25 protein-coding genes are annotated in these 22,336 nt (G+C 51.1%); 8 read left to right on the forward strand and 17 right to left on the reverse strand.

What is annotated here, in order from left to right; all coding sequences use genetic code 11:
• Positions 1-51: 51 nt before the first annotated feature.
• From AC2CG4_RS17115 to AC2CG4_RS17160, 10 genes are all read right to left on the reverse strand, one after another.
• Positions 52-771 carry a DUF805 domain-containing protein gene (locus AC2CG4_RS17115; RefSeq protein ID WP_484487428.1) on the reverse strand — a complete coding sequence of 240 codons (720 nt, stop codon included), beginning with the start codon at positions 769-771 and terminating at the stop codon, positions 52-54.
• 89 nt (positions 772-860) lie between these two features.
• Positions 861-2,075 carry a D-alanyl-D-alanine carboxypeptidase family protein gene (locus AC2CG4_RS17120; RefSeq protein ID WP_484487429.1) on the reverse strand — a complete coding sequence of 405 codons (1,215 nt, stop codon included), beginning with the start codon at positions 2,073-2,075 and terminating at the stop codon, positions 861-863.
• A gap of 112 nt (positions 2,076-2,187) precedes the next feature.
• A complete protein-coding gene (locus AC2CG4_RS17125; protein WP_484487430.1) occupies positions 2,188-3,093 on the reverse strand; it encodes a septal ring lytic transglycosylase RlpA family protein in 906 nt (301 codons plus the stop codon).
• Positions 3,093-4,133 carry a lytic murein transglycosylase B gene (gene mltB, locus AC2CG4_RS17130; protein WP_484487431.1) on the reverse strand — a complete coding sequence of 347 codons (1,041 nt, stop codon included), beginning with the start codon at positions 4,131-4,133 and terminating at the stop codon, positions 3,093-3,095. Before mltB ends, AC2CG4_RS17125 begins: the two co-directional genes overlap by 1 nt.
• Positions 4,134-4,152: 19 nt before the next feature.
• Positions 4,153-5,307, reverse strand: a complete 1,155-nt coding sequence (gene rodA, locus AC2CG4_RS17135; protein WP_484487432.1) for a rod shape-determining protein RodA — start codon at positions 5,305-5,307, stop codon at positions 4,153-4,155.
• Positions 5,300-7,330, reverse strand: coding sequence for a penicillin-binding protein 2 (mrdA, locus tag AC2CG4_RS17140; protein ID WP_484487433.1), 2,031 nt, complete (start codon positions 7,328-7,330; stop codon positions 5,300-5,302). Before mrdA ends, rodA begins: the two co-directional genes overlap by 8 nt.
• Positions 7,331-7,401: 71 nt before the next feature.
• Positions 7,402-7,878 carry a 23S rRNA (pseudouridine(1915)-N(3))-methyltransferase RlmH gene (rlmH, locus tag AC2CG4_RS17145; protein ID WP_484487434.1) on the reverse strand — a complete coding sequence of 159 codons (477 nt, stop codon included), beginning with the start codon at positions 7,876-7,878 and terminating at the stop codon, positions 7,402-7,404.
• Positions 7,879-7,905: 27 nt separating this feature from the next.
• Positions 7,906-8,238, reverse strand: a complete 333-nt coding sequence (gene rsfS / locus AC2CG4_RS17150) for a ribosome silencing factor (RefSeq protein ID WP_484487435.1) — start codon at positions 8,236-8,238, stop codon at positions 7,906-7,908.
• Between the two features lie 75 nt (positions 8,239-8,313).
• Entirely contained in the window at positions 8,314-8,949 is a 636-nt protein-coding gene (gene nadD, locus AC2CG4_RS17155; RefSeq protein ID WP_484487436.1) for a nicotinate-nucleotide adenylyltransferase, read from the reverse strand.
• An 86-nt stretch (positions 8,950-9,035) separates the two neighbouring features.
• Entirely contained in the window at positions 9,036-10,289 is a 1,254-nt protein-coding gene (locus AC2CG4_RS17160) for a glutamate-5-semialdehyde dehydrogenase (RefSeq protein ID WP_484487500.1), read from the reverse strand.
• Between the two features lie 283 nt (positions 10,290-10,572).
• Between AC2CG4_RS17160 and AC2CG4_RS17165 the strand changes: the two genes are divergently transcribed.
• The 5 genes from AC2CG4_RS17165 (at position 10,573) to AC2CG4_RS17185 (ending at position 14,971) form a co-directional block, all read left to right on the forward strand.
• Entirely contained in the window at positions 10,573-11,133 is a 561-nt protein-coding gene (locus AC2CG4_RS17165; protein ID WP_484487437.1) for a glycine zipper 2TM domain-containing protein, read from the forward strand.
• Between the two features lie 114 nt (positions 11,134-11,247).
• On the forward strand, positions 11,248-11,613 hold the full coding sequence (locus AC2CG4_RS17170; RefSeq protein WP_484487438.1) for a PepSY domain-containing protein: 366 nt from the start codon (positions 11,248-11,250) through the stop codon (positions 11,611-11,613).
• A gap of 72 nt (positions 11,614-11,685) precedes the next feature.
• Positions 11,686-12,363, forward strand: a complete 678-nt coding sequence (locus AC2CG4_RS17175; protein ID WP_484487439.1) for a response regulator transcription factor — start codon at positions 11,686-11,688, stop codon at positions 12,361-12,363.
• Entirely contained in the window at positions 12,350-13,756 is a 1,407-nt protein-coding gene (locus tag AC2CG4_RS17180; protein ID WP_484487440.1) for an ATP-binding protein, read from the forward strand. The genes AC2CG4_RS17175 and AC2CG4_RS17180 overlap by 14 nt, the downstream gene beginning before the upstream one ends.
• A 117-nt stretch (positions 13,757-13,873) precedes the next feature.
• Entirely contained in the window at positions 13,874-14,971 is a 1,098-nt protein-coding gene (locus AC2CG4_RS17185; protein WP_484487441.1) for a DegV family protein, read from the forward strand.
• Positions 14,972-15,031: 60 nt separating this feature from the next.
• Here AC2CG4_RS17185 and panD read toward each other — a convergent pair whose 3' ends face one another.
• Together panD and panC are read right to left on the reverse strand one after the other, a co-directional pair.
• Positions 15,032-15,412, reverse strand: a complete 381-nt coding sequence (gene panD, locus AC2CG4_RS17190) for an aspartate 1-decarboxylase (protein ID WP_484487442.1) — start codon at positions 15,410-15,412, stop codon at positions 15,032-15,034.
• Positions 15,413-15,467: 55 nt separating this feature from the next.
• On the reverse strand, positions 15,468-16,319 hold the full coding sequence (gene panC / locus AC2CG4_RS17195) for a pantoate--beta-alanine ligase (RefSeq protein ID WP_484487443.1): 852 nt from the start codon (positions 16,317-16,319) through the stop codon (positions 15,468-15,470).
• Positions 16,320-16,504: 185 nt separating this feature from the next.
• Here panC and AC2CG4_RS17200 point away from each other — a divergent pair, with 185 nt between their 5' ends.
• Both AC2CG4_RS17200 and AC2CG4_RS17205 read left to right on the forward strand, forming a co-directional pair.
• Positions 16,505-16,759: a type II toxin-antitoxin system Phd/YefM family antitoxin gene (locus tag AC2CG4_RS17200; protein WP_484487444.1), complete on the forward strand. Its 255-nt coding sequence runs from the start codon at positions 16,505-16,507 to the stop codon at positions 16,757-16,759.
• Positions 16,752-17,018, forward strand: coding sequence for a Txe/YoeB family addiction module toxin (locus AC2CG4_RS17205; protein ID WP_062062486.1), 267 nt, complete (start codon positions 16,752-16,754; stop codon positions 17,016-17,018). The genes AC2CG4_RS17200 and AC2CG4_RS17205 overlap by 8 nt, the downstream gene beginning before the upstream one ends.
• On the opposite strand, the gene AC2CG4_RS17210 is transcribed toward AC2CG4_RS17205, so the two are convergent.
• The 5 genes from AC2CG4_RS17210 to rpsF all read right to left on the reverse strand — a co-directional run bounded on the left by AC2CG4_RS17210 (position 17,015) and on the right by rpsF (position 20,214).
• Positions 17,015-17,524, reverse strand: coding sequence for an MOSC domain-containing protein (locus AC2CG4_RS17210; RefSeq protein WP_484487445.1), 510 nt, complete (start codon positions 17,522-17,524; stop codon positions 17,015-17,017). The genes AC2CG4_RS17205 and AC2CG4_RS17210 overlap by 4 nt on opposite strands.
• Positions 17,517-18,926, reverse strand: coding sequence for a replicative DNA helicase (gene dnaB, locus AC2CG4_RS17215; RefSeq protein WP_484487446.1), 1,410 nt, complete (start codon positions 18,924-18,926; stop codon positions 17,517-17,519). Before dnaB ends, AC2CG4_RS17210 begins: the two co-directional genes overlap by 8 nt.
• A 161-nt stretch (positions 18,927-19,087) precedes the next feature.
• A complete protein-coding gene (gene rplI / locus AC2CG4_RS17220) occupies positions 19,088-19,534 on the reverse strand; it encodes a 50S ribosomal protein L9 (protein ID WP_062062498.1) in 447 nt (148 codons plus the stop codon).
• Between the two features lie 12 nt (positions 19,535-19,546).
• Positions 19,547-19,774, reverse strand: a complete 228-nt coding sequence (gene rpsR, locus AC2CG4_RS17225; protein WP_012488562.1) for a 30S ribosomal protein S18 — start codon at positions 19,772-19,774, stop codon at positions 19,547-19,549.
• 2 nt (positions 19,775-19,776) lie between these two features.
• A complete protein-coding gene (gene rpsF, locus AC2CG4_RS17230) occupies positions 19,777-20,214 on the reverse strand; it encodes a 30S ribosomal protein S6 (RefSeq protein WP_062062501.1) in 438 nt (145 codons plus the stop codon).
• A 305-nt stretch (positions 20,215-20,519) separates the two neighbouring features.
• Between rpsF and AC2CG4_RS17235 the strand changes: the two genes are divergently transcribed.
• Positions 20,520-22,325, forward strand: coding sequence for a carbohydrate-binding protein (locus AC2CG4_RS17235; RefSeq protein ID WP_484487447.1), 1,806 nt, complete (start codon positions 20,520-20,522; stop codon positions 22,323-22,325).
• Positions 22,326-22,336 lie beyond the last annotated feature (11 nt).

The following is a 22,336-nucleotide window of genomic DNA, read 5'->3' on the forward strand; positions in this document are numbered from 1 at the left end:
CAAAAAAATAAGGCAGCCGAAGCTGCCTTATGGATGTGATTCAGAGAGAACTTATTGCAGCGTTTCTGAATCAGCATCCTCGATCACATCCGCTTCTAGCGCAGCGTCATCTTCGATAATTTCTTCTGGCGTTTCATAAGAAATGCCATCTTCCAGGGCCTCATCACTATACATAGTATCTTCAACTGCACCATCTTCTGTATATTCTGTAGGATAAGCATCTGTATCCTGCGAGTTGTAAGAGGAGTCAAAACCTTGAGCGCGAGTCACATAATCTTGGTAGGCCGGCAATGCAATGGCAGCGAGAATACCGATAATTGCAACCAATACGGGCATAGACAGCGCTAGCACCCAATGCCAGGTTTTATTCGGCGGGGTTTGCAAACCATAATTGTTGCGCCCTTCAGTTCCCTTAAAGAATATTAAAATCACCAACAAATAAATGTTGGCAAACGGAATCAGGCATAACAGTGACAGCCAACCGGTTTTATTCAAATCATGCAAACGCTGAATCATCAGAATAAAACTAAAAACGATCATTGCGATATAAGCGATAGCGGCGAGTACAATCCCCACAACACTCGACACTAATGAAGCAACCAAACCAATCACGAGAAATACACCCAGCATCGCGAAGGTGAACAGCATGGAATGCGCCCAATAGCGCAGGCGGTTAATACGGGAAGCGGGAGAGAAAAATTTGATCTCGCCAACAGCTTGATCATCGGTCGTCAATTGACCTTCTGGGGTTTGGTAGGGATTAGTAGACACACATTACTCCTTAAATTGTTATAGTAAATGTTCCGGCTATTACTCTGAGCACTGCAACAGGGCAATAGCCAGTGGTTTGATTCTAACGATCAACTAAATAAATTGCGAAAAAATAGTTTCAAGTTATCGAGTAAACGGGCAAAAAATCCGGCTTCTTCTACTGCCTGTAACGCGACAATAGGTGTGTTCACTAATAACTGGCCATCCAACTCCACTGTAAGATTACCTAACTCCTGACCTACAGCAATCGGCGCTTTAATTACTTCATTGATATGCATATTGGCTTGTAGTGACTGCTCGCGACCTTTAGGTAAGGTAAGCACAATATTATTGGGAATACCCAGCGTAACCTCTTGCGTGGTACCCGCCCATACCCGCGCTGTACTCACTTGTTGCCCGGCTTGATACAGCGGAGTGGTTTGGAAATAGCGGAAACCGTAGGCCAATAGTTTTTGTGTTTCTGCCGCGCGAGCGCTTTCACTGGCAGTGCCCATTACCACCGCAATAAAACGGGTATTTTCACGTTTGGATGACGCCACCAAACAATAGCCAGCTTCTTCTGTGTGACCGGTTTTTAAGCCATCGACAGTCTCGTCGCGGTTCAACAATAAATTGCGATTAGGCTGACGGATATTGTTATAGAAAAAATATTTTTCCGCGTACAGCGGATAATGCGAGGGGTGATCATTGATAATCGCACGCGCAAGCACCGCTAAATCTTTTGCCGTAGTTAAATGCCCTTCTGCAGGCCAGCCAGTAGAGTTTTCAAAGTGTGTATTGGTCATACCTAACTGCGCAGCTTTTTGATTCATTGCATCGACAAATGCATCCTCATTACCCGAAACATATTCTGCGAGGGCAACGGACGCATCGTTACCTGATTGAATGATCACACCGCGCAACAAATCAATAACGGAAACTTGTGTACCCTCTCTGATATACATGCGCGAACCGCCCATCTTCCAGGCCTTTACGCTGATATTTACCATGGCGTCTTCAGTAATGCGCCCTTTCTCAATTTCATCGACCACCAAATAACTGGTCATCATTTTAGTCAGACTGGCAGGTGGCAGACGCTCTTCGGAATTATTTTCAGCAACAATATTGCCGGTAGTGGCATCAACTAAAATAAAACCAGTTGCGGCTAACTGTGGCGCTGCAGGAATAACTATGGGTTTTTGTTCGACAACTTGGCCAGGCGTAGGAGTGGGCAACACAGCGGAGGGAATGGGAGCTCCCGATTGCTGGGCAAAGGTTAAACCGGAACTGGCCAGCAACATGCAGGCAAATAATTTTTTAATCATGGCGATTAACACTCTGTAAAACGAAATGAAAAAGGAAGTTTGAATAGGCGAATTGTAACAATAAAGTAGCGGCGTGAATCAAACTTGAACCTGAGCCGCTACTAGTATTAGGCTACTGATACACCACGTGCGCTTGAAAAATTTTAATGCGTGTCAATTGATCCCGCGCATTCTGTAAACTTTTTGCATCTTTAAACGGGCCGACACGGACACGATGCACTTGTTTAGGTTGTGCAACCGAATGAATAGTGACCGGATAAGTCAAATTACTGCCCACACTTGCCGCAAATTGTTGTGCTGATGTTTTTTGGCTAAACGCGCCGACTTGCAAATAAGTACCCTCAGGCAATGCAGACTCAACATGCACAGGTGTTTTGTTATCGGCGCGGCGCGGAATAGGTGCAGCATCACCAGGCAATGCAATTTCAACTTCAACCCGACCCGTTCCGGTTTTGTGAATGCCAATGCGCTGTGCAGCGGCGTAACTCAAATCAACAATGCGCCCTTGATGGAATGGACCGCGATCATTGATGCGTACTACGACACTTTTACCGTTATCCAAATTTGTCACCCGCACATAGGATGGAATGGGCAAGGTTTTATGCGCGCCAGTCATGGCATACATATCGTAACGTTCACCGTTAGAGGTATTGTGTCCGTTAAATTTATTACCGTACCAGGAAGCGTAGCCGCGCTCGCGATAGGCGCTTTCATCCTCAATCAAGTAATAGGTTTTGCCCAGCACCGTGTAGGGATTTTTATTGCCAGCACGGGTGCGCGTTTCATAGCGTGGTACTGCATCGGGCACGTGGGATAAATCTATATCTTCGCTGGGACCAAAATCTTTATCATGTGAATAGCGACCATCATTTGGATTGTAGGGTGCATTGGGTTTAGTTGATGTCGCTGGCTTTTGTTTAGTGCCCGAACAAGCCGCTAAAAAAATACAACAGATAAATACCAACAGGATATTTATTTTTTGCACTCTGGGCACAGTGGCTCGGGCGATGAATAGCATTAGTGCACAGCTCCGGCTATTTTTTTAGTGTTTTTTTGCATTGCCTGTTTGATTTCCAAGCTCAAATCGTACACCGCCATGGCGTACATAGGACTGCGATTGTAACGGGTGATGGTATAAAAATTTTGCAAGCCGAGCCAATATTCCAAACCATTGACACCGTCAAACTCAATTGGAATCACCGGCGTGCGGTTAGCAATATTTTTAGTGGGAGCAACACCGTTTTTTTTCCAATCACTCACATTCATAGTGGGTTGCACTACTGTATTGAATGACTCGTTAGCCAGAAGTGTCGCACGCGACTTGGTTAACTTTGCCGGCACTACAACCGGCTTACCGGTTTGCCAGCCGTGTCGTTTAAAATAATTGGCCACACTGCCAATCGCATCGGTTGGGTTGTTCCAGATGTCGGTAAAACCATCGCCACTGAAATCTACCGCGTAATTGCGATAGCTAGAAGGCATAAATTGCCCGTAGCCCATTGCGCCTGCGTAAGAGCCCTTAAACTCCAACGGATTATGTTTTTGTTCGCGGGTGAGAATAAAATAATTCACCAATTCCGAGCGAAAAAACGGCGCGCGCGGCGGGTAATCAAACGCCAATGTGCTCAGTGCATCGATCACATACCAGCTGCCGGTATTTTTGCCGTAGTTGGTTTCTACACCGATAATCGCCACAATAATTTCTGCCGGTACACCGTACTCTTTTTCTGCACGCGCCAGTACAGCGCGATGTTCATTCCAAAACGCAACACCATTGGTAATGCGCATGGGCACGATAAAAATGGGGCGATACTCTTTCCAAGTTTTGGATTTTTCTGCCGGGCGCGCGATTGCATCCAGAATCGGTTGGCGTTTTTGCGCTTTGCTTAGGATCTGATTGACGTATTCGGCGCTAAATCCGTGCTGTTGCACCATTTCATCGACAAAGGCACCTGCCAACGGATGCTGACTGTAATCGGCTGCCGCAACAAAACTGAAACTCAAACCTGCAATAACACCCAAGCAGCGCTTGGAAAAACTGTGACAAAAAGACAGCATAAAACCTCATTGTTAAACGTTAAGCTTGGGGTGTCATTACCCGCTTTTTCTCGGTGGAGATGGCCATTAATAAACCAAAACCCGCAAACAGCGCGACAATGGCCGTACCGCCCTGACTAATTAATGGCAAGGGTACACCGACCACTGGCAGCATGCCGGATACCATCCCCATATTGACGAAGACGTAAACAAAAAAAGTGGAGCTCACGGCCGCCGCAAGTAAACGCCCAAAACTATTCTGCGAATTTACCGCAATCATTAACCCGCGAATAATCAGCATGGCGTAGATCGTCAGCAACAAGATGACGCCAAGCAAACCGAATTCTTCTGACATCACCGCAATAATAAAATCTGTATGGCCTTCCGGGAGAAAATCCAAGCGCGATTGGGTACCTTCCATCCAACCCTTACCTGACAGGCCGCCCGAGCCGATTGCAGTTTTGGACTGGATAATGTTCCAGCCAGTTCCCAATGGATCTTGCGTGGGGTCAAGCATGGTCAATACACGCTGGCGCTGATAATCGTGCAGCATAAAATGCCAAATCGGCCAGAGACTGGCGGCAAAGATAGCTACGGCAGCAGCGATGTACCGCCAGAGCAACCCCGAAAAAAATAGCACCATAAGACCTGATGTGGCCACCAAAATAGAGGTGCCCAAATCGGGCTGCTCGATAATCAGGGCGGTAGGCAAACCAATCAGCCCGAGCACCACAATAACTTGAGTAAAACGCGGCGGCAAAAAACCGCGACTGAGATAAGCGGCGACGGTAATCGGCATCGCCAGCTTCATCACTTCCGATGGCTGGAAGCGGAAACTGCCAATTTGCAGCCAGCGCTGCGCGCCCATGGAAATTTCACCAAACACTGTTACTGCCACGAGCAGTAACACTCCGCCAACATAAGCAAAGGGCGCCATGCGCCGCATAAACTCCACTGGAATCTGTGCCACGACAAACATAGTGATATAGGCAATCATAAAAAAGCCAGCTTGTTTCTCTACACTCGGCAAATGATGGCCGCTGGCACTGTAAAGCACCGTCAGGCCAATCACCGTGAGCAGCATCAATAACAGCAGCAAGAAAAAGTCGATATGCAATCGCTCGGCAAGGCGTGCGCGACGGCTGAACGCACTCGCCGCTTCCGGCATCCGCCGCAGGAAATCCTGTTTACTCATTACCGGCTCCTGACCTAGTGGTAGTGGCTGCCGATGAAGACGCTGCTGCTTTTGCAGCTTCTCCTGCCTCTTTGGCTAAGCGCACGGCTTTGCGTTCGGCGATATAGTTGTTGGCACGTTTGATAATCGCGGCGTGATGGAAACCCACCGGCGGGACAAATTCATCGGCAGCGAGGTAGTAACCCAGAATATGCGCATCCATTATTGCCCGCGCCACGGGTGCTGCCTGGCTCGATCCACCTTCAGCATTTTCCAGCATGATTGCAACTGCAATTTGTGGCGCCTCAATGGGTGCAAAAGCGACAAACAAAGCGTGATCGCGATGGCGCTCTTTCAGCGCCGCGGAGTTGTATTTGGCATTTTGCGCAATGGCCACAACCTGTGCGGTACCCGATTTACCCGCCATGCGGTATTCGGAACGATCTGATGCTTTGCGTGCCGTTCCGCGCGCACCGTGCATTACCTCTTCCATACCGCCGATAACCGCATCCCAGTATTCCGGCTTGGTATCAAACACTTCCTCAACAATCGGCTCGTGAATTTTATCGCCAATTTTCTGGATAAATTGTGGCCGGTAGCGGGTGCCACGGTTGGCAATGGTGCTGGTCATCACTGCCAGTTGCATAGGTGTTGCCAGCATATTGCCCTGACCAATGGAAATATTGACCGTATCGCCCGGGTACCAGGCCTCGCGTCTCGCGGCGCGCTTCCATTCGCGCGATGGCCAAATACCTTTGCGCTCATGGGGGATATCAATGCCGGTGAGTATGCCCATGCCAAAGAAATGACCATATTGGCTGATCTTATCGATCCCCATACGATTGCCCAGATCCCAGAAATAGGTATCGCAGGATTGGGAAATAGCGACTTTCAGGTCGACCCGGCCATGGCCGCCACCGGTTCTGGCAAGACTCCAATCGCGCCATAAACGTGAACTGCCGGGAAGGGTGAACACCCCGCGATCTGCAATGGCGCGGTGTACATCAGTAAAGCCAGAATCCAGCCCCGCCAGGCCCAGAACCGGTTTAACGGTGGAGCCGGGGGGATATTGCGCCTGTAAAAAACGATTAAACAGCGGTGTATCTATATCTTCATTGAGACTTTTGTAATCGCGATAGCTAATGCCAGTCACAAAAAGATTCGGGTCAAACCCTGGGTAGCTGACCGCCGCCAACACGCCACCGGTCTTGACATCAATTGCCACCACCGCACCACGACGACCGCGCATGGCGGCAACGGCAGTCTCTTGCAGACGCGCATCCAGATGCAGGCGTAAATCGCTGCCCTGACGGGAATCAATTCGATCCAAAATCCGCATCACCCGACCGCGCGCATTGGTTTCCACGTTCTGACTGCCCACTTCACCCAATAACACACCTTCGTAGCTCGCCTCTATGCCACTTTTACCAATGGCATGAGTGCCGGCATAACGTTGCAATTGCTCGGGGGTAAAGGAATTTACATCCCGCTCACTGATGCGTCCGGTGTAACCTATCACATGGGCAAACATATCGGCATGGGGGTAATTGCGTACCAACTCAGCGTTCACCTCCACGCCTTCAAGCAAATGCTGATTGACCGCAAGCTTGGCAATTTCATCTTCGGTAAGACGATAGCGCAATGGCACTGGGTCGAGCTTATGGCGGCGCTGTTTTTGGGCTTTATAAAATTTGCCCAAGTCCGAAGGGCTGATTTCAATCAGCGTTTTGAGCAGCTCGATTGTATTGTTTAATTCCGTGGCATCGCCGCTTACAACAGACAGTGTAAAACTCGCTTTGTTATCGGCCAGCAGCTCACCGTTGCGGTCAAAAATAAGCCCGCGAGTCGGCGGCACCGGCTGCACATGTACCCGGTTGCGATCAGATTGGGTGGCGTATTCTTCGTAGTTAACAATTTGTAAATCGTAATAGCGATAGAGCAATGTCGAGGCCAGCAGGAGCATAAACCCGGCCATCACCAGTATGCGGCTGCGAAATAATTTTGCCTCGCGCTGGTGATCTTTAAACTGTTGGGAATCTTGCATGCTCAGGCCAGAAACTCGTGTAGATCAAGGTTGATGTGGTTGTCGTCTGCTATTGGTTATTGGCCAAACAGTTATTTGTGGTACGGATGATTTTGTAAAATCGTACAGGCTCGATACAGTTGTTCGATCACCAAAATACGCACCAGTGGATGGGGCAGGGTAAGTGGCGATAGCGACCATTTAATCTTTGCCAGCGCCGAGCACACGGGCGCAAGCCCATCTGGGCCGCCAATTAATAGCGAATAATTGGCGCCGCTCATTTTCCAACCCGCCAGATTTTCGGCCAGCTGCTCGGTACTCCAGGGCTTGCCTTTGACCTCAAGGGCGATGACTTGTTCGTCTTTGCCGCCCTTTTCAATCATGGCCAGCATAGCCTCGCCTTCTTTTTCCATCGCTTTGGCGATATCGCTATTTTTGCTGCGCTGAGCGAGCGGCAATTCCACCATTTCCACTGTGACATCACGCGGCATACGCTTGGCGTATTCCGCATACCCCGCTTCCACCCAGTCGGGCATTTTGGTGCCCACGGCAATAATACGAATGCGCATAACAGCTATTTACTCACAGCGAATCAATTAACCGCGGCTAGCCGGTTTCATTGACCAGAGTTTTTCTAACTCGTAATAATCGCGCGCTTCCTGTTGCATCACATGCACGACGGTATCACCGTAATCCACCAAGACCCAATCGCCGGTTTCCAAACCTTCAACACCTAGCGCGCGAAAGCCCGCTTTTTTGGTTTCTTCCACCAGATTTTCCGCGAGTGAGCGCGAGTGACGGCTAGAGGTACCGCTGGCGATAATCAGGGTATCCATTACATCCGTGAGTTCATGTACATCGAGCGTCACTATGTCTTTGCCTTTGAGGTTTTCAAGGGCGTTAATGATCGCTTGGTTTAAATCAGACATTCAGTTACCTATAGATAAAAAACAAATAGAAAATACAAACAAAAATTTCAAAAAACAAAGATGAAAATGTGCAGGCTATTGATAGAGCTTGTGCGCACAGATGTAATTCCAAACACCCTCAGGCATCAAAAACTGCGGCGAACTGCCCGCGTGAATCTGTGCACGAATATCAGTGGCAGAGATAGGTAATAGCCGCTGCTCCAACAACACAATTGCACCAGCCGCTTGCTGGGCAATGGCATCGATCGGGCGGCGATGCACATTTAACAACTCCACCACCGCACCGGACTCCGGTAAAAACCAACCCGGCCGCGCCACCACAACTATATGTGCCAACTGCAGCAGTTGCCCCCAGTTGTGCCAAGTGTCGAGCGTGGCAAAACTGTCCATGCCCATACACAAACACAGGCTAACCTCAGCGCCGATTTCCGCGCGCAACTCACGCAGTGTGTCGTAAGTGTAAGAAGGTTTATCGCGCTGCAATTCGCACTCATCTATGACCAGCTCCGCACAATCCTGCAGCGCCAGTTTAAGCATTGCCACGCGCTCGTTTGCCGTTGCGCCCGGTGTAGGGCGATGGGGCGGTAAATAACAGGGCAGCAAACGCATCTCATCTAACTGCAACTGCTGTTTAAGCTCCAGCGCCATGCGCAAGTGGCCGATATGAATCGGATCGAAGGTGCCGCCGAAAATACCTATGAGTTTGCGCATGAAATTAACCCCCTCCCTGCCTCCCCCTTTGCAAGGGGGAGGAGTTGTAATCCCTCCCCTTTTTAAAGGGGGAGGCTAGGAGGGGGTTAAGCACGAATATGCCCATCGCCAAACACCACCCATTTTTGCGAGGTCAGACCTTCAAGGCCAACCGGGCCGCGCGCGTGGATTTTGTCGGTGGAGATACCAATCTCGGCACCCAAACCGTATTCAAAACCATCGGCAAAACGGGTTGATGCATTGACCATCACCGAGGCGGAATCCACTTCGGTAATAAAGCGGCGCGCGCGGGTGTAATCTTCGGTCACAATCGCATCGGTATGTTGTGAGCTGTATTGGTTGATGTGAGTTATGGCTTCATTCAAACCAGCGACAATTTTGATCGACAAAATCGGCGCGAGATATTCCGTCGCCCAATCTTCATCGGTTGCAACATTCGCCGCAATCAAAGCGCGGGTCTTGTCATCGCCGCGCAGCTCCACACCTTTTTCCGCGTAGGCAGCAGCGAGGCGCGGCAGAATTTGCGCAGCGACTTGTTCATTCACCAACAGAGTTTCCATCGCGTTGCACACACCGTAGCGATGGGTTTTGGCGTTCATGGCAACCGCAAAGGCTTTGTCCAAATCCGCTTTATCATCGAGATACACGTGGCAGATACCATCGAGGTGTTTGATCACCGGCACCTTGGCATCATTGCTAATGCGCTCGATTAAACCTTTGCCACCGCGCGGCACAATCACATCCACAAATTGCGGCATAGTGATCAGTTCACCCACTGCTGCGCGGTCAGTGGTAGCCACGACTTGCACTACATCGGCAGGCAAACCTGCGGCTTTTAAGCCTGCTTGCAAACAATTGGCGATGGCGCGGTTGGAGTGAATCGCCTCACTGCCACCGCGCAAAATGGCGGCGTTGCCGGACTTCAAACATAAACTGGCGGCATCGATAGTCACATTGGGGCGCGACTCATAAATAATGCCGACCACGCCGAGCGGCACGCGCATTTTGCCCACTTGAATACCACTGGGGCGATAACTCATATCGGTAATTTCACCGCAGGGATCGGCCAGTGAAGCGACCTGACGCAGACCTTCAATCATGCCGTCGATAGTCGCTGGCTTAACCGCCAAACGGTCGAGCATCGCAGCATCCAACCCATTGGCCTTACCGGCAGCCAAATCTTTTTGGTTTTCAGACACCAGCGTAATACGAGATTTATCCAGCTCGTCGGCAATCGCGAGCAGCGCTTTATTTTTTAACGCGGTAGGTGCAGCGGCAATTACGCGAGAGGCAAGGCGCGCTTTGCGGCCAAGTTCGGCCATATATTCTTTGACGTTCAATTCAGACATGAAACAACCTGTTACGGGTAATTCGGAAAAAATGGCCGCGATTATAACCTGAGTTGTGCTCAGTTTTGATGCCATCACTGGCTTTATTTCCGCGTTATTCATGCTTTGCATGGGTTATCGGTAGCGTATTCCACTCAAGACTGGAATTTGAGCGTTGCGATGAAGAGCACAATTTTGTCTCAGCGGATTTCAGTTTTCATTCAGGCTGACAGGCATAGTCTGGTTTCACCCCCCGGAAAACGGGAGCCACTATTTACCAAAGGGGAAGACCATCATGAAAAGCCTGTTACTCATCAGCACTTTGGCCAGCAGCCTGCTGCTGGCTAACAACGCTCTGGCTGATCGCGATTATCGCCACAAACACAAACATCACAAGCATCACCATCACACTTATCAGGTGGTTGAGTACACCGAATATGCGCGCGTTGTCTCCAGCAAGCCCATTTATCGCACTGTGGCTGTAGAGGTTCCAGTGGACTCCTGCCGCGTAGAAACCCTGGCTTACAGCGAACGCCAGCGCGGTGGTGACTCCTTTAAGGGCACAGTTGTCGGTGGCTTGATTGGCGCCGCGATTGGCCATGAAGTGGGGCGCAACGGCCACGCGACCGCCGCTGGCGGTTTAATCGGCGCCGCCATTGGCAATGATGTCGCAGGCGGCAGCCGCCGTGTCACCCGCTATGAAGACCGCGAAGTGTGCACCACTCGCTACCGCACCGAATACGAGCGCCAGCTGGTCGGTTACGATGTAGCCTATCGCTATGATGGTCGCATCTATCACACCGAAACCCGCCATCACCCCGGCGACCGCATTGTGCATAGCCGCGGCCGCCACTGAGTTAATGCACCCCCACTGCAAACGAATGAGCAAAGGTCAAATTGACCTTTGCCTCAACACGGGCGATAGTGAAGGTGAAACCGCTAACTAAACGCCTTCTTGTTGGGATTTGCCATGCTGTACTCAAGAATCTGCTGCTTGCGCTTCACTCAAGTGCCACTCATGCTTCTGGCGGCTCTGTGCCTAAGCTGCCAACTCTGTCTTGCCGAACCGGATTTACTCGGCGGCGATATGGGGCTAGCCTCCAGCGCTGCGGATAACAGCTTGATCGATAGCGATACCATAGCGCCGCCAGTAGAGCCCAGTATTTCACCCGCCGATGCCGCCGATCTGGTGCGCAACAAAGTTGGCGGGCAAGTGATGAGCGTCAAAACCCAACAAGGTGATACAGGGGTGATCTACGCGGTAAAAGTGCTCAATGCTGGCCGCATGCGCGTTATCCGGGTTGATGGCCAAAGCGGGCGCTTATTGAATCGCTGATGTGCTCAAGCCAAAACTGACAAAACCATAAACAATCACCTACTCCAATCTCAGCTATTTCAGGAATGATCCATGCGTATTTTGATCGTTGAAGACGAAAAACCCCTGCGCGAACAAATCCTCAGCCTGATGGCGACCGAAAAGTATGCCTGCGATGCCGCCGCCGATGGCCGCGAAGGCCTGTTCCTTGGCAGCGAATACGACTATGACCTGGCAATTATCGATTTGGGTCTACCCCTACTAGATGGCACCCAATTGATTCGCGAACTGCGCAGCAAAGAGCGCAACTTCCCGATTTTGATTTTGACCGCGCGGGGCAATTGGCAAGATAAAGTCAGCGGCCTGGAAGCAGGGGCCGACGACTACCTGACCAAACCCTTTCATCCGGAAGAATTGCGCGCGCGCATTCACGCTCTGCTGCGCCGCGCCAGCGGCCATGCATCGTCCGTATTGCGCTACGGCCCGATCGCGATAGATACCAGCGCCAAGCGGGTGTTCCGCGATGACGCGGAAGTAGAGCTGACCAGTTTTGAATACAACACCCTCACCTATCTGGCAATGCACGCGGGCAAAAACATCTCCAAGAGCGAGCTTACCGAACATCTCTACGCACAGGATTACGACCGCGATAGTAACGTGATCGAAGTATTTGTCGGACGTTTGCGTAAAAAGCTCGACCCGGATAGCAGCCTCAATCTGATCAGCACCCAGCGTGGCCTCGGCTACAGGTTTAATCTTGACAAGCAGTAAATCCAGTCGTCGCCTCGACTCGATTGCCGCCCGCCTGCTCTTGGCGTCGGCACTGTTACTGCCGTTGTTTTTGGGCTTGACCGGTTTCTTTCTTGACCGCGCCTTTGAGCAGAGCTTGGAAGTTGCCGAGCGCGCGCGCTTGCGCGGCCATATCAACCTGTTGATGAGTGTTGCCGAGCCCATCACCAAAAACACCAAAATTCACAGCTTGCGTATGCCGGTCACTCTCAGCGATGCAGACTTTGAACACCCCAACTCGGGGCTTTACAGCTATATTTTTGATCAGCAAGCCAAGCTGGTATGGCGCTCCAATTCTGCTGCACTAAGCGACCCACCGGACTACCATCGCATAGCCAAGAGCAACACCCCCGGCAAAATGCTGTTCAGCACCAAACTGCTGGGCGATAAGCTGCACTTTTTTGCGCGCTACACCGTCAAATGGGAAGACGCGCGCGGCAACCCCACACCATTCCACTTTTTAGTAGCACACAGCACCGATGATTACACCGCCGAACTCAAGGCGTATCGCAACGAACTCTGGCGCTGGCTGGGCGCAGCGGGGATCTTTTTACTGATTGCCCAAACTCTCATCCTGCGCTGGGGCCTTCGTCCACTGGGGCGTTTAGCGCAGGCGCTCAAAGCTATGCAAAGTGGTGATACCAGCAACATCGCCGGCCAACATCCAAAAGAATTACAAAAGATCGTCGATAACCTTAATCAGGTTTTGGCGCGTGAACAGGCACTGCGCCAGCGCTATCGCAACAGCTTGGCCGACCTCGCCCACAGCCTGAAAACCCCGCTCGCGGTGCTACAAAGCAAACTGGTGGAAGGTGCAGAATCCGACGGCGACTTGCAGCAAATTGCCAGTGAACAGGTCGCGCGTATGAATCAGGTAGTGACCTATCAATTGCAGCGCGCGGTTTCCAGCCAACAAAAAGGCACTTTCAGCCGCACCCGGGTAGAGCCCATCGCCCAGCGTTTATTTACCGCACTGCAAAAAGTCTATGCGCACAAAAAAATGGAGCAGGAGCTGGATTTAGCCCCCAACTCCATAGTTGCGGGCGATGAACAGGATGTAATGGAATTGTTGGGCAATCTGCTGGAAAACGCCTTTAAATACGGCGACAAACAGGTGCGCATGCGCTCCTTTATCGATGAGAGCCATTTGCGTATTGATATTGAAGACGATGGCCCCGGCGTCCCTGCGGATCAAACCGAGCGCATTTTAGAGCGCGGCCAGCGCTTGGATACATCCATTCCCGGCCAAGGTATTGGCTTGGCTGTCGCCGCTGAAATTGTGCAAAGCTATGACGGCAGCATCCGCATTTATCGCTCGGAATTAGGCGGTGCGCGTTTCAGCTTAACCCTCCCCCTACTCCCCGCAGACGACTAACCCCCCTCTTATAACCATTTTGCAGATTTTCGCCCGCCACTTGTGAGCTATGGCTTACACGTTTGTCATCTTCGCCGCACAACACTTTCCGCTATACCGCACAAATCATGGTGATTTATGCGACTACTGCTTTATTCAACCAAAGACGATACTGGCACCATCTGCTCAATGCTGCTCTCCGAACCAACAGCTGAGCGACAGGAACTCACAACCACGGATGGCACCAACAACTCTTACAACAATGCTGTAATCCAGTGGAGAAAGAAAATGTCATCCAGGACGTGTATTGCCGTAGATTCAACTTGCGACTTGCCTGCAAAATTTATTCAACAACACAACATTGAAGTGCTGCCCATTTATATCAATCACTCCAAAGGGCAGGAGATGGATTATCGCGACCCGCAGACCATGCTGAATTTTTACAAAAACCATTCGCGCGACGTGTATGGTTTGGCGCAATCCGACCCACTCTCGGTCAACGATATGACCAGCATTCTCAAAGAGCGTCTGCTGCCGAAATACGATTTAGTACAAGTCGTGACAATCAACAGCAAAAAGAGCGATGTGTTTAAACGCGTTTCTGAAGCGGCATTGGTAAACGAACCCAAATTCCGTGAACTGGAAAGAAGCGAAGGACGCGCGCCGTTCCGCATTCGCCTGTACGACTCCATGTCCATGTTTACCGGCCACGCATTGCTGGTGTATGAATTGGTGAAACGTATTCACGTGGATCAACTACCGCTGAATAAATCGATTCGCGAAATCGACAATATGCGCGATCAGGTTTATGGCTATTTAATTCCCAACGATTTGTCGTATATGCGTGAACGCCGTCACCTGCGCAAAGGCGACAACAATATTTCCTGGATTAATTTTAAATTGGCCAGCGCGTTAAACCTGCGCCCGATTGTGCAATTGCATCGCGGAGCGACCGATAAAATCGATACGGGCAAAGGCTTTTTGGGTGCGCTGGAAAAATTGTTGGTGCACGTTAAGAAACAAATTCAACAGGGTTTAACCAGCGAAGTGATTGCAATGAGCTATGGCGGCTTATTAGAAGAGATCAAAGACGAACCGATACTGGTTGAATTCCGCGAATTCTGTAAGCAATACAACGTAAAAACCATGCTATCGATGATGAGCATGACTGGCGCAATCAATGTGGGACCAAAATCCTTTGCGTTGTCATTTGCTACGGATAAAGATTTGGTGTGAAAATTTTTAATGTCCAGAAAAAAGGGTCGCAATGCGACCCTTTTTGCGATTACAGAAAGTTTAAGCAACCTGCATAGGAATTGTGTTGGTTGTACGGTTTACTGTGTTGTCCTCGTTTAAATATACGAGTTTAGGCTTGTGGTTGATCAGCTCCGCTTCGGTAAAGTGACCGTAAGTGGCGATGATCACACGATCGCCCACTGCCACTTTACGCGCAGCGGCACCATTCATTGAAAAAGTACCTGAACCCGGCTCAGCCAGAATAATGTAGGTGTGGAAACGCTCGCCGTTGTTGACGTTATAAATGTCGATTTGTTCGAACTCGCGCATACCGGCCAGCGCAACCAAATCCGCATCAATTGCACAGGAGCCGTCGTACCAGAGTTCAGCCTGGGTCACCTTGGCCATGTGTAATTTTGCTTTAAGCATATGTGAAAGCATGGAATCCTCCGGGGGAATCACTTGTGTAGTCGCTAGAAAAACTAACCCAGCACCCCTAGCCTAGAACTACAGAAACGTTGTCAATTAACCGCGCGCCTTGCGTATACATGGCGCCGAGTATAGTGATCTCCCGATCATCGTGTGCCGCCATTTCCAGTGTGCGGCTATTGCAAATACTGATGTAGTCCACGCGAAACCCAGCCGCTTCAATTTGCGCCTTTGCCTCGCTCACCAGCACTAAAAAATCGCGGCGACCATCTGCTATCGCCTGTTTGATTGCATTCAAACTGCGGTTCAGCACCGCCACTTTCGGGCGCTCATCGGCAGTGATGAAGCCATTGCGCGAACTCATCGCCAAACCATCGGTTTCGCGGAAGATCTCACCAGCGGTAATTTTAACCGGAATACACAAGTCTTCCACCATCCGGCGAATCACCGCCAGCTGTTGAAAATCCTTGATCCCAAATACCGCTTCATCCGGCTGCACAATATTAAACAACTTGGTGACTACAGTTGTCACGCCCTCAAAGTGACCGGGGCGACTCGCACCGCAGAGCACATCGGTCATGGTCGGCACTATCACACGAGTCTGCTCGGCCATACCATTGGGGTAGATTTCTTTTTCATCGGGGCAAAACAAGTAATTACAACCCACCGCATCCAGCTTGGCCGAATCGGCAGCGAGGGTGCGCGGGTACTTGTCCCAATCTTCATTCAAGCCAAACTGCAAAGGATTGACGAAAATACTGGTGACCACTACATCGCAATTTTGTTGAGCGATCTTCACCAGCTCGATATGCGCGCTATGCAGATTGCCCATAGTCGGCACAAACCCAATTCGCTTACCGACTTTACGCTCGGCAGCCAAGGCTTCACGAAGGGATTGGATATGGTGAAAAACCTGCATATTTATGCCTCAAACTACCCGTCAAATAGGCTTGGATTCGGGCGCGCGATAATACACGGTCAGGATTGAGAAGTATATTTTTCGGGCAAAAAACAACCAGCAATACAATCAACACGTACAACTTATTGCACAACTCCAGTTAACACCATAAACTTGTACAACAAACAAGACAACAGGTAAGCACCATGAACGTCACCACCTTTAGCGAAGCCAGAAACAATCTGAAAAGTGTGTTGGATAAAGTCGCTAATGATGCCGATTGCACCATTATCACTCGCCGTGACGCAGGCGATGCCGTTGTCATGTCACTCGATTACTACAACAGCTTGATGGAAACCGTGTACTTACTGCGCTCACCTGAAAACGCCGCGCATCTGGCCAGATCGATTGAACAATATCGCACAGGGAAAACAACCGTTAGGGATTTAGCGGATGACTAGACTGCTCGCATGGACGGATGCAGCTTGGAGCGACTATCTCTACTGGCAGGGACAGGATCGCAAAACGCTAAAACGAATCAACCAACTGATCAAAGAAGCACAACGCGACCCTTTTGAAGGTATTGGCAAACCCGAGCCACTAAAAGAAAACCTAACCGGTTTTTGGTCGCGACGGATTGATGATAGCAATCGCTTGGTTTACGCCGTTGATGACAGCTATTTAACCGTGATCGCCTGCCGCTACCACTACAAACTCTAAGATTCCTGCAGCGCGAGCCGGATTACCGCATCCCCGACTCGCATCACCCCACCCTGAATAACTTTGGCGCACAAGCCGCCATAACCAAACATTGCGGCAGTGCCGCCAGCGCCGAGATTTTCATCCATGCGTGAACAAGGGTGGCAAAGGGCATTGGTTTCGATAATCACCTCACCAATTTGCAGCCGCTGGTAGCGCAGCAAATTCATATTCATACCTGAGATGACCAGATTGCGCCGCAGCAGGCGTGGGTCAATAGACGGAAGACCAGTGTGCTGGCAAATCTGTTGGATATATTCACGGCTGATCAGCGTGACTTGGCGAGCCGATCCGGGCGTTTTTTTCATGCGGTGATCGCCGACCAAGCCCATACCTATAACGGCTTCGGCCTGTTCCACAACCATCACCTCACCGCGCCGCTCACCGCGCAAACCAATCCATTCCAATTTGCCGGGGGCGATATTGGCGCAGAGTTTATCCAGGAGGCGGGCTTGGCTATTATTCATAACCACCCTGACTGAGATACTCAGGCGCCAGATTATCAAATCGAGTGTATTTGCCGACAAACGCGGCGCGGCAGGTGCCGATTTCGCCGTTACGTTGTTTGCCGATGATGAGTTCGGCCATTCCTTTGTCGGGGCTGTCTTCGTTGTAGTACTCGTCGCGGTAGATGAACAGGATTACGTCGGCGTCCTGCTCGATGGCGCCGGATTCACGCAAGTCCGAGTTCATTGGGCGTTTGTTGGGGCGCTGCTCCACGCCGCGGTTGAGCTGTGAGAGCGCGATCATCGGGCATTCAAATTCTTTGGCGATACCCTTGAGCGAGCGCGAGATTTCGGAAATTTCCTGGGTACGACCTTCACCACCACCGGCAACGGTCATCAGCTGCAAATAGTCCACCATAATCATGCCGGGATTGCCGTGTTCGCGGGCGATACGGCGGATACGGGCGCGCATTTCCTGCGGATTCAAACCGCCGGTATCGTCGATAAACAGCAGTTTGTCTTTCATTTTGGCGACGGCGGACGACAGTTTAGGCCAATCCTCTTCGGTGAGTTTACCGTTGCGCATCTTGCCCTGGTCGATACGGCCAATGGACGACATCATCCGCATCACCAGCGCTGCCGAGGGCATTTCCATACTGAATACCAGCACCGGTTTGGGCTGATTAAATAGCGCGCCTTCCACAAAGTTGAGCGCCAGCGCGGTTTTTCCCATCGATGGACGCGCGGCGAGAATGATTAATTCCCCCGGCTGCCAGCCAGAGGTGCGCTGATCCAGATCGGTAATACCCGAGGGCACACCGGTGATATCGCTACCCGAGCGAAACAGTTCGTCAATGCGCTGTACGGTTTGTTTGAGTAAGTCGTTTACACCGACCAAACCGCCCTCTTTGGGGCGATCTTCGGCGATTTCCGCAACGCGCTTTTCGGCCAGCTGGAGCAGATCATCTGAATCCAGACCGGCGGGATTCATACTCGACTTGCTAATTTCTTGCGCCGCACCAATCAGTTGGCGCAGGGTTGAACGCTCGCGCACAATTTTGGCGTAAGCGGCAATATTCGCGGCACTTGGGGTGTTGTTGGCCATCTCGACCAGATAACCCAAGCCGCCAATACGCTCTAATTCATCGTGTTTGTGCAGCTCCTCAGAAAGGGTGATGACATCGAGCGGCTGACCGGCTTCTTGCAGCTCGATCATCATGCGGAAGATCAGCTTGTGATCTTCGCGGAAAAAGTCTGCCTCAGAGATGACTTCCAGCACCGCATCCAGGCGATTGTTATCGAGCATTAACCCGCCCAATACCGATTGCTCGGCTTCCACCGAGTGCGGCAAGGCGCTGTGGTTGGATAGCTCGCTCGCGAGGCGATCCTCAAAACTGGATGATTCGAAACTGGATTCAGGCATAGGTCGTTAAAACACTTGCGTAGTTATTTATCTAATCGATATTGATCGAATTGCGTGCAAAAAAAATCGGGCACTTCTAAACCCCGAAAGGGGTGTCGATAGTGCCCGATTTCATCTTGCTTGTCAGTAGAAGCCGACTCGCAGAACTGTGCGCCAAAGAATTACTCTGGAACAACAGCCAATTTAACAGCTTGGATCACTTCAGAGTGCAACTGAACATCGATCTCATATTGACCGATTTCACGCAGAACACCTTGTGGCAAGCGAACTTCTGACTTGGCAACTTCAACGCCAGCAGCAGTGATTGCTTCAGCGATATCGCGAGTACCGATAGAACCGAACAAACGGCCTTCGTCACCCGCTTTAGCAGCGATAGTCACTTCCAACGCAGCCAGCTTCTCAGCGCGAGCAGTCGCTTCAGCGATTTTGGCAGCTGCAGCAGCTTCCAAACCAGCGCGACGAACTTCGAAGTCAGCGATGTTTTTAGCAGTAGCAGCAACAGCCTTGCCTTGTGGCAACAGGTAGTTACGGCCGTAGCCAGACTTAACGGTAACCTTGTCACCGATAGCGCCTAATTTACCTACTTTATCGAGCAGAATAACTTCCATCTCTATTACCCCTTACTCGTGGCTGTCAGTGTATGGAATCAAAGCCAGGTAACGAGCACGCTTGATAGCAGTAGCCAACTGACGTTGGTATTTCGCTTTGGTGCCAGTGATACGGCTTGGAACGATCTTGCCAGTTTCAGTGATGTAGGCTTTCAGGGTTTCGATATCTTTGTAATCGATACGCTTAGTGCCTTCAGCGGTAAAACGGCAGAATTTGCGACGACGGAAAAAACGGGCCATGGTTATACCTCCTGCTCTTCTTCAAAATCATCTGCATCAGCGCCGTCTTCATCAGACAGGTCTTCTGCGTCATCACGGCGTTCGGTACGTGGTGGACGTGCCTTGCGCTCGCGGCCTTCTTTCTCGGCCTTCATGATGAATGATTCTTCAGTGATCGCAGCATCTTCACGCAGAACCATGCTGCGCAAAACGGCGTCGTTATAACGGAAGTTGGTGGTCAACTCTTCCAACACCGCGTCAGAGCACTCTACATTCATCATGATGTAGTGAGCTTTGTGAACTTTGTTGATTGAGTAGGCTAATTGGCGACGGCCCCAGTCTTCCAGACGGTGAACTTGACCACCATCGTTTTTGATAGAAGCGCTGTAACGCTCAACCATTGCTGGAACTTGTTCGCTTTGGTCTGGGTGAACCAGAAAAACGATTTCGTAATGACGCATTTATAGCTCCTTACGGGTTAAAGTCTCCCGCCTTATCAGTTAATAAAGAGGCAGTGAGACAAGGAGTAGCCAGTTTTCTGATCTGCACAACATACAGACCATTCCCCCCGGCTGGTTTGGGGTGCGGAATTGTACGGACTCACCCCTGTAGATGCAAGGATAAAAAGTGAGCGTCACTTTATACGATTGCCACTTCAGGCACTTGCCTAAAGTGAGTGGAAAGCGCCGCCCGATACCCGTTGAATGAAGGTGACCCGCTCTTGCAGGTCAAATTATTTCGTTAACACAACAACGGGAACACAATAATGAATAATTACTCTCTGGCAAAAACCCTTTTGGGCACCTTGCTCTGCTGCCAGCTAGCAGTCACAGCGCAGGCCGATGTCGCTCCACTTTCGGTCAATGGCAACAAGATTCTCGCCGGCGGCCAACCGGCTAGCTTTGCCGGCAACAGCCTGTTTTGGAGCAACAACGGCTGGGGTGGGGAAAAATACTACAACGCCGATGTGGTTCGCTGGCTGAAAAACGATTGGGGCTCGACCCTGGTTCGCGCGGCAATGGGGGTCGATGAGGGCGGCGGCTATCTGCAAGACCCGGTCGCCAACAAAGCCAAAGTTAAAGCTGTGGTAGACGCAGCTATAGCTAACGATATGTATGTGATCATTGACTGGCACACTCACCACGCCGAGAAATACACCAGCCAATCTATCGCCTTCTTTCAGGAAATGGCGCGCACCTACGGCAATCGCAATCATGTGATTTACGAGATCTACAACGAGCCGCTGGATAACGCCTCCTGGAGCGGAGTCATCAAGCCCTATGCGCAGCAAGTGGTGAATGCGATCCGCGCGATTGATCCGGACAACCTGATTATTGTCGGCACTCGCACCTGGTCACAGCGGGTAGACGAAGCGTCACGCGACCCTATCGCCGGTAAAAATATTGCTTACACATTGCACTTCTACGCTGGCGACCATGGCCAAGCGATCCGCGATTTTGCCCAGACTGCGCTCAATAACAATGCCGCGATCTTTGTAACTGAGTGGGGTTCAGTGAATGCCAATGGCGATGGCGGTGTTAACTACGGTGAGACCAACGCCTGGGTCGATTTTATGAAGCGCAACAACATCAGCCACGCCAACTGGGCGCTGAATGATAAACCCGAAGGTTCATCTGCGTTGGTTTCAGGCGCAAGTGCCAGCGGCGGTTGGCCAAGTTCACAACTGACCGCCTCGGGCGCGTTTGCCAAAGACATCATTCGCAACTGGCCACGCACTAGCGGTCCGGTCGATCCAACACCACCCTGCACTAGTGTTGGACTCGGCACCACCATTCAAGCCGAAGCCTGGTGCCAAATGTCCGGTGTGAAAACCGAGGCGACCAGCGATGCAGGCGGCGGCCAAAATGTGGGCTATATCGATAGCGGCGACTGGATGACTTATTCAGTCAATATCCCTACTGCTGGCACTTATAAAGTCAGTTACCGTGTTGCCGCACAGGCAGGCGGCGGGCAGATGCAGCTGGAGAAAGCCGGTGGTAGCCCGGTTTATAGCAACATCAACATCCCGGGCACCGGCGGCTGGCAAACCTGGCAGACCATTTCGCACAATGTGGTGCTGCCTGCAGGCGAGCAGCTGATCGCACTCTCGGCGATTACCGGCGGTTTTAATGTGAACTGGCTGAAGATTGAAAGCACCGGCACCACTCCCAGCCCGACCCCCATCGCCACCTTGCAAGCAGAGTCATTCAGCGCGATGAGCGGCATTCAAACCGAAGCGACCAGCGATACCGGTGGCGGTTTAAATGTGGGTTGGATAGATGCCGGCGATTGGCTCTCTTACGCCGGTACACCGGTGAATATCCCCAGCAATGGCAACTATGTGATTGAGTATCGCGTGGCCAGCCAGAATGGCGGCGGCAGTTTGGCATTTGAAGAGGCGGGCGGCGCACCGGTTCACGGTACTATCACCATCCCCGCGACGGGCGGCTGGCAGACCTGGATGACAATCAAACACACAGTCACCCTGAGCGCAGGCAGCCACAAATTTGGTATCAAAGCCAACGGCGGCGGCTGGAACCTGAATTGGATTCGCATCAGCAAGGCGAATTAATAGCAACAGAA

It is taken from the genome of Cellvibrio sp. ATLC23 (assembly GCF_057196725.1).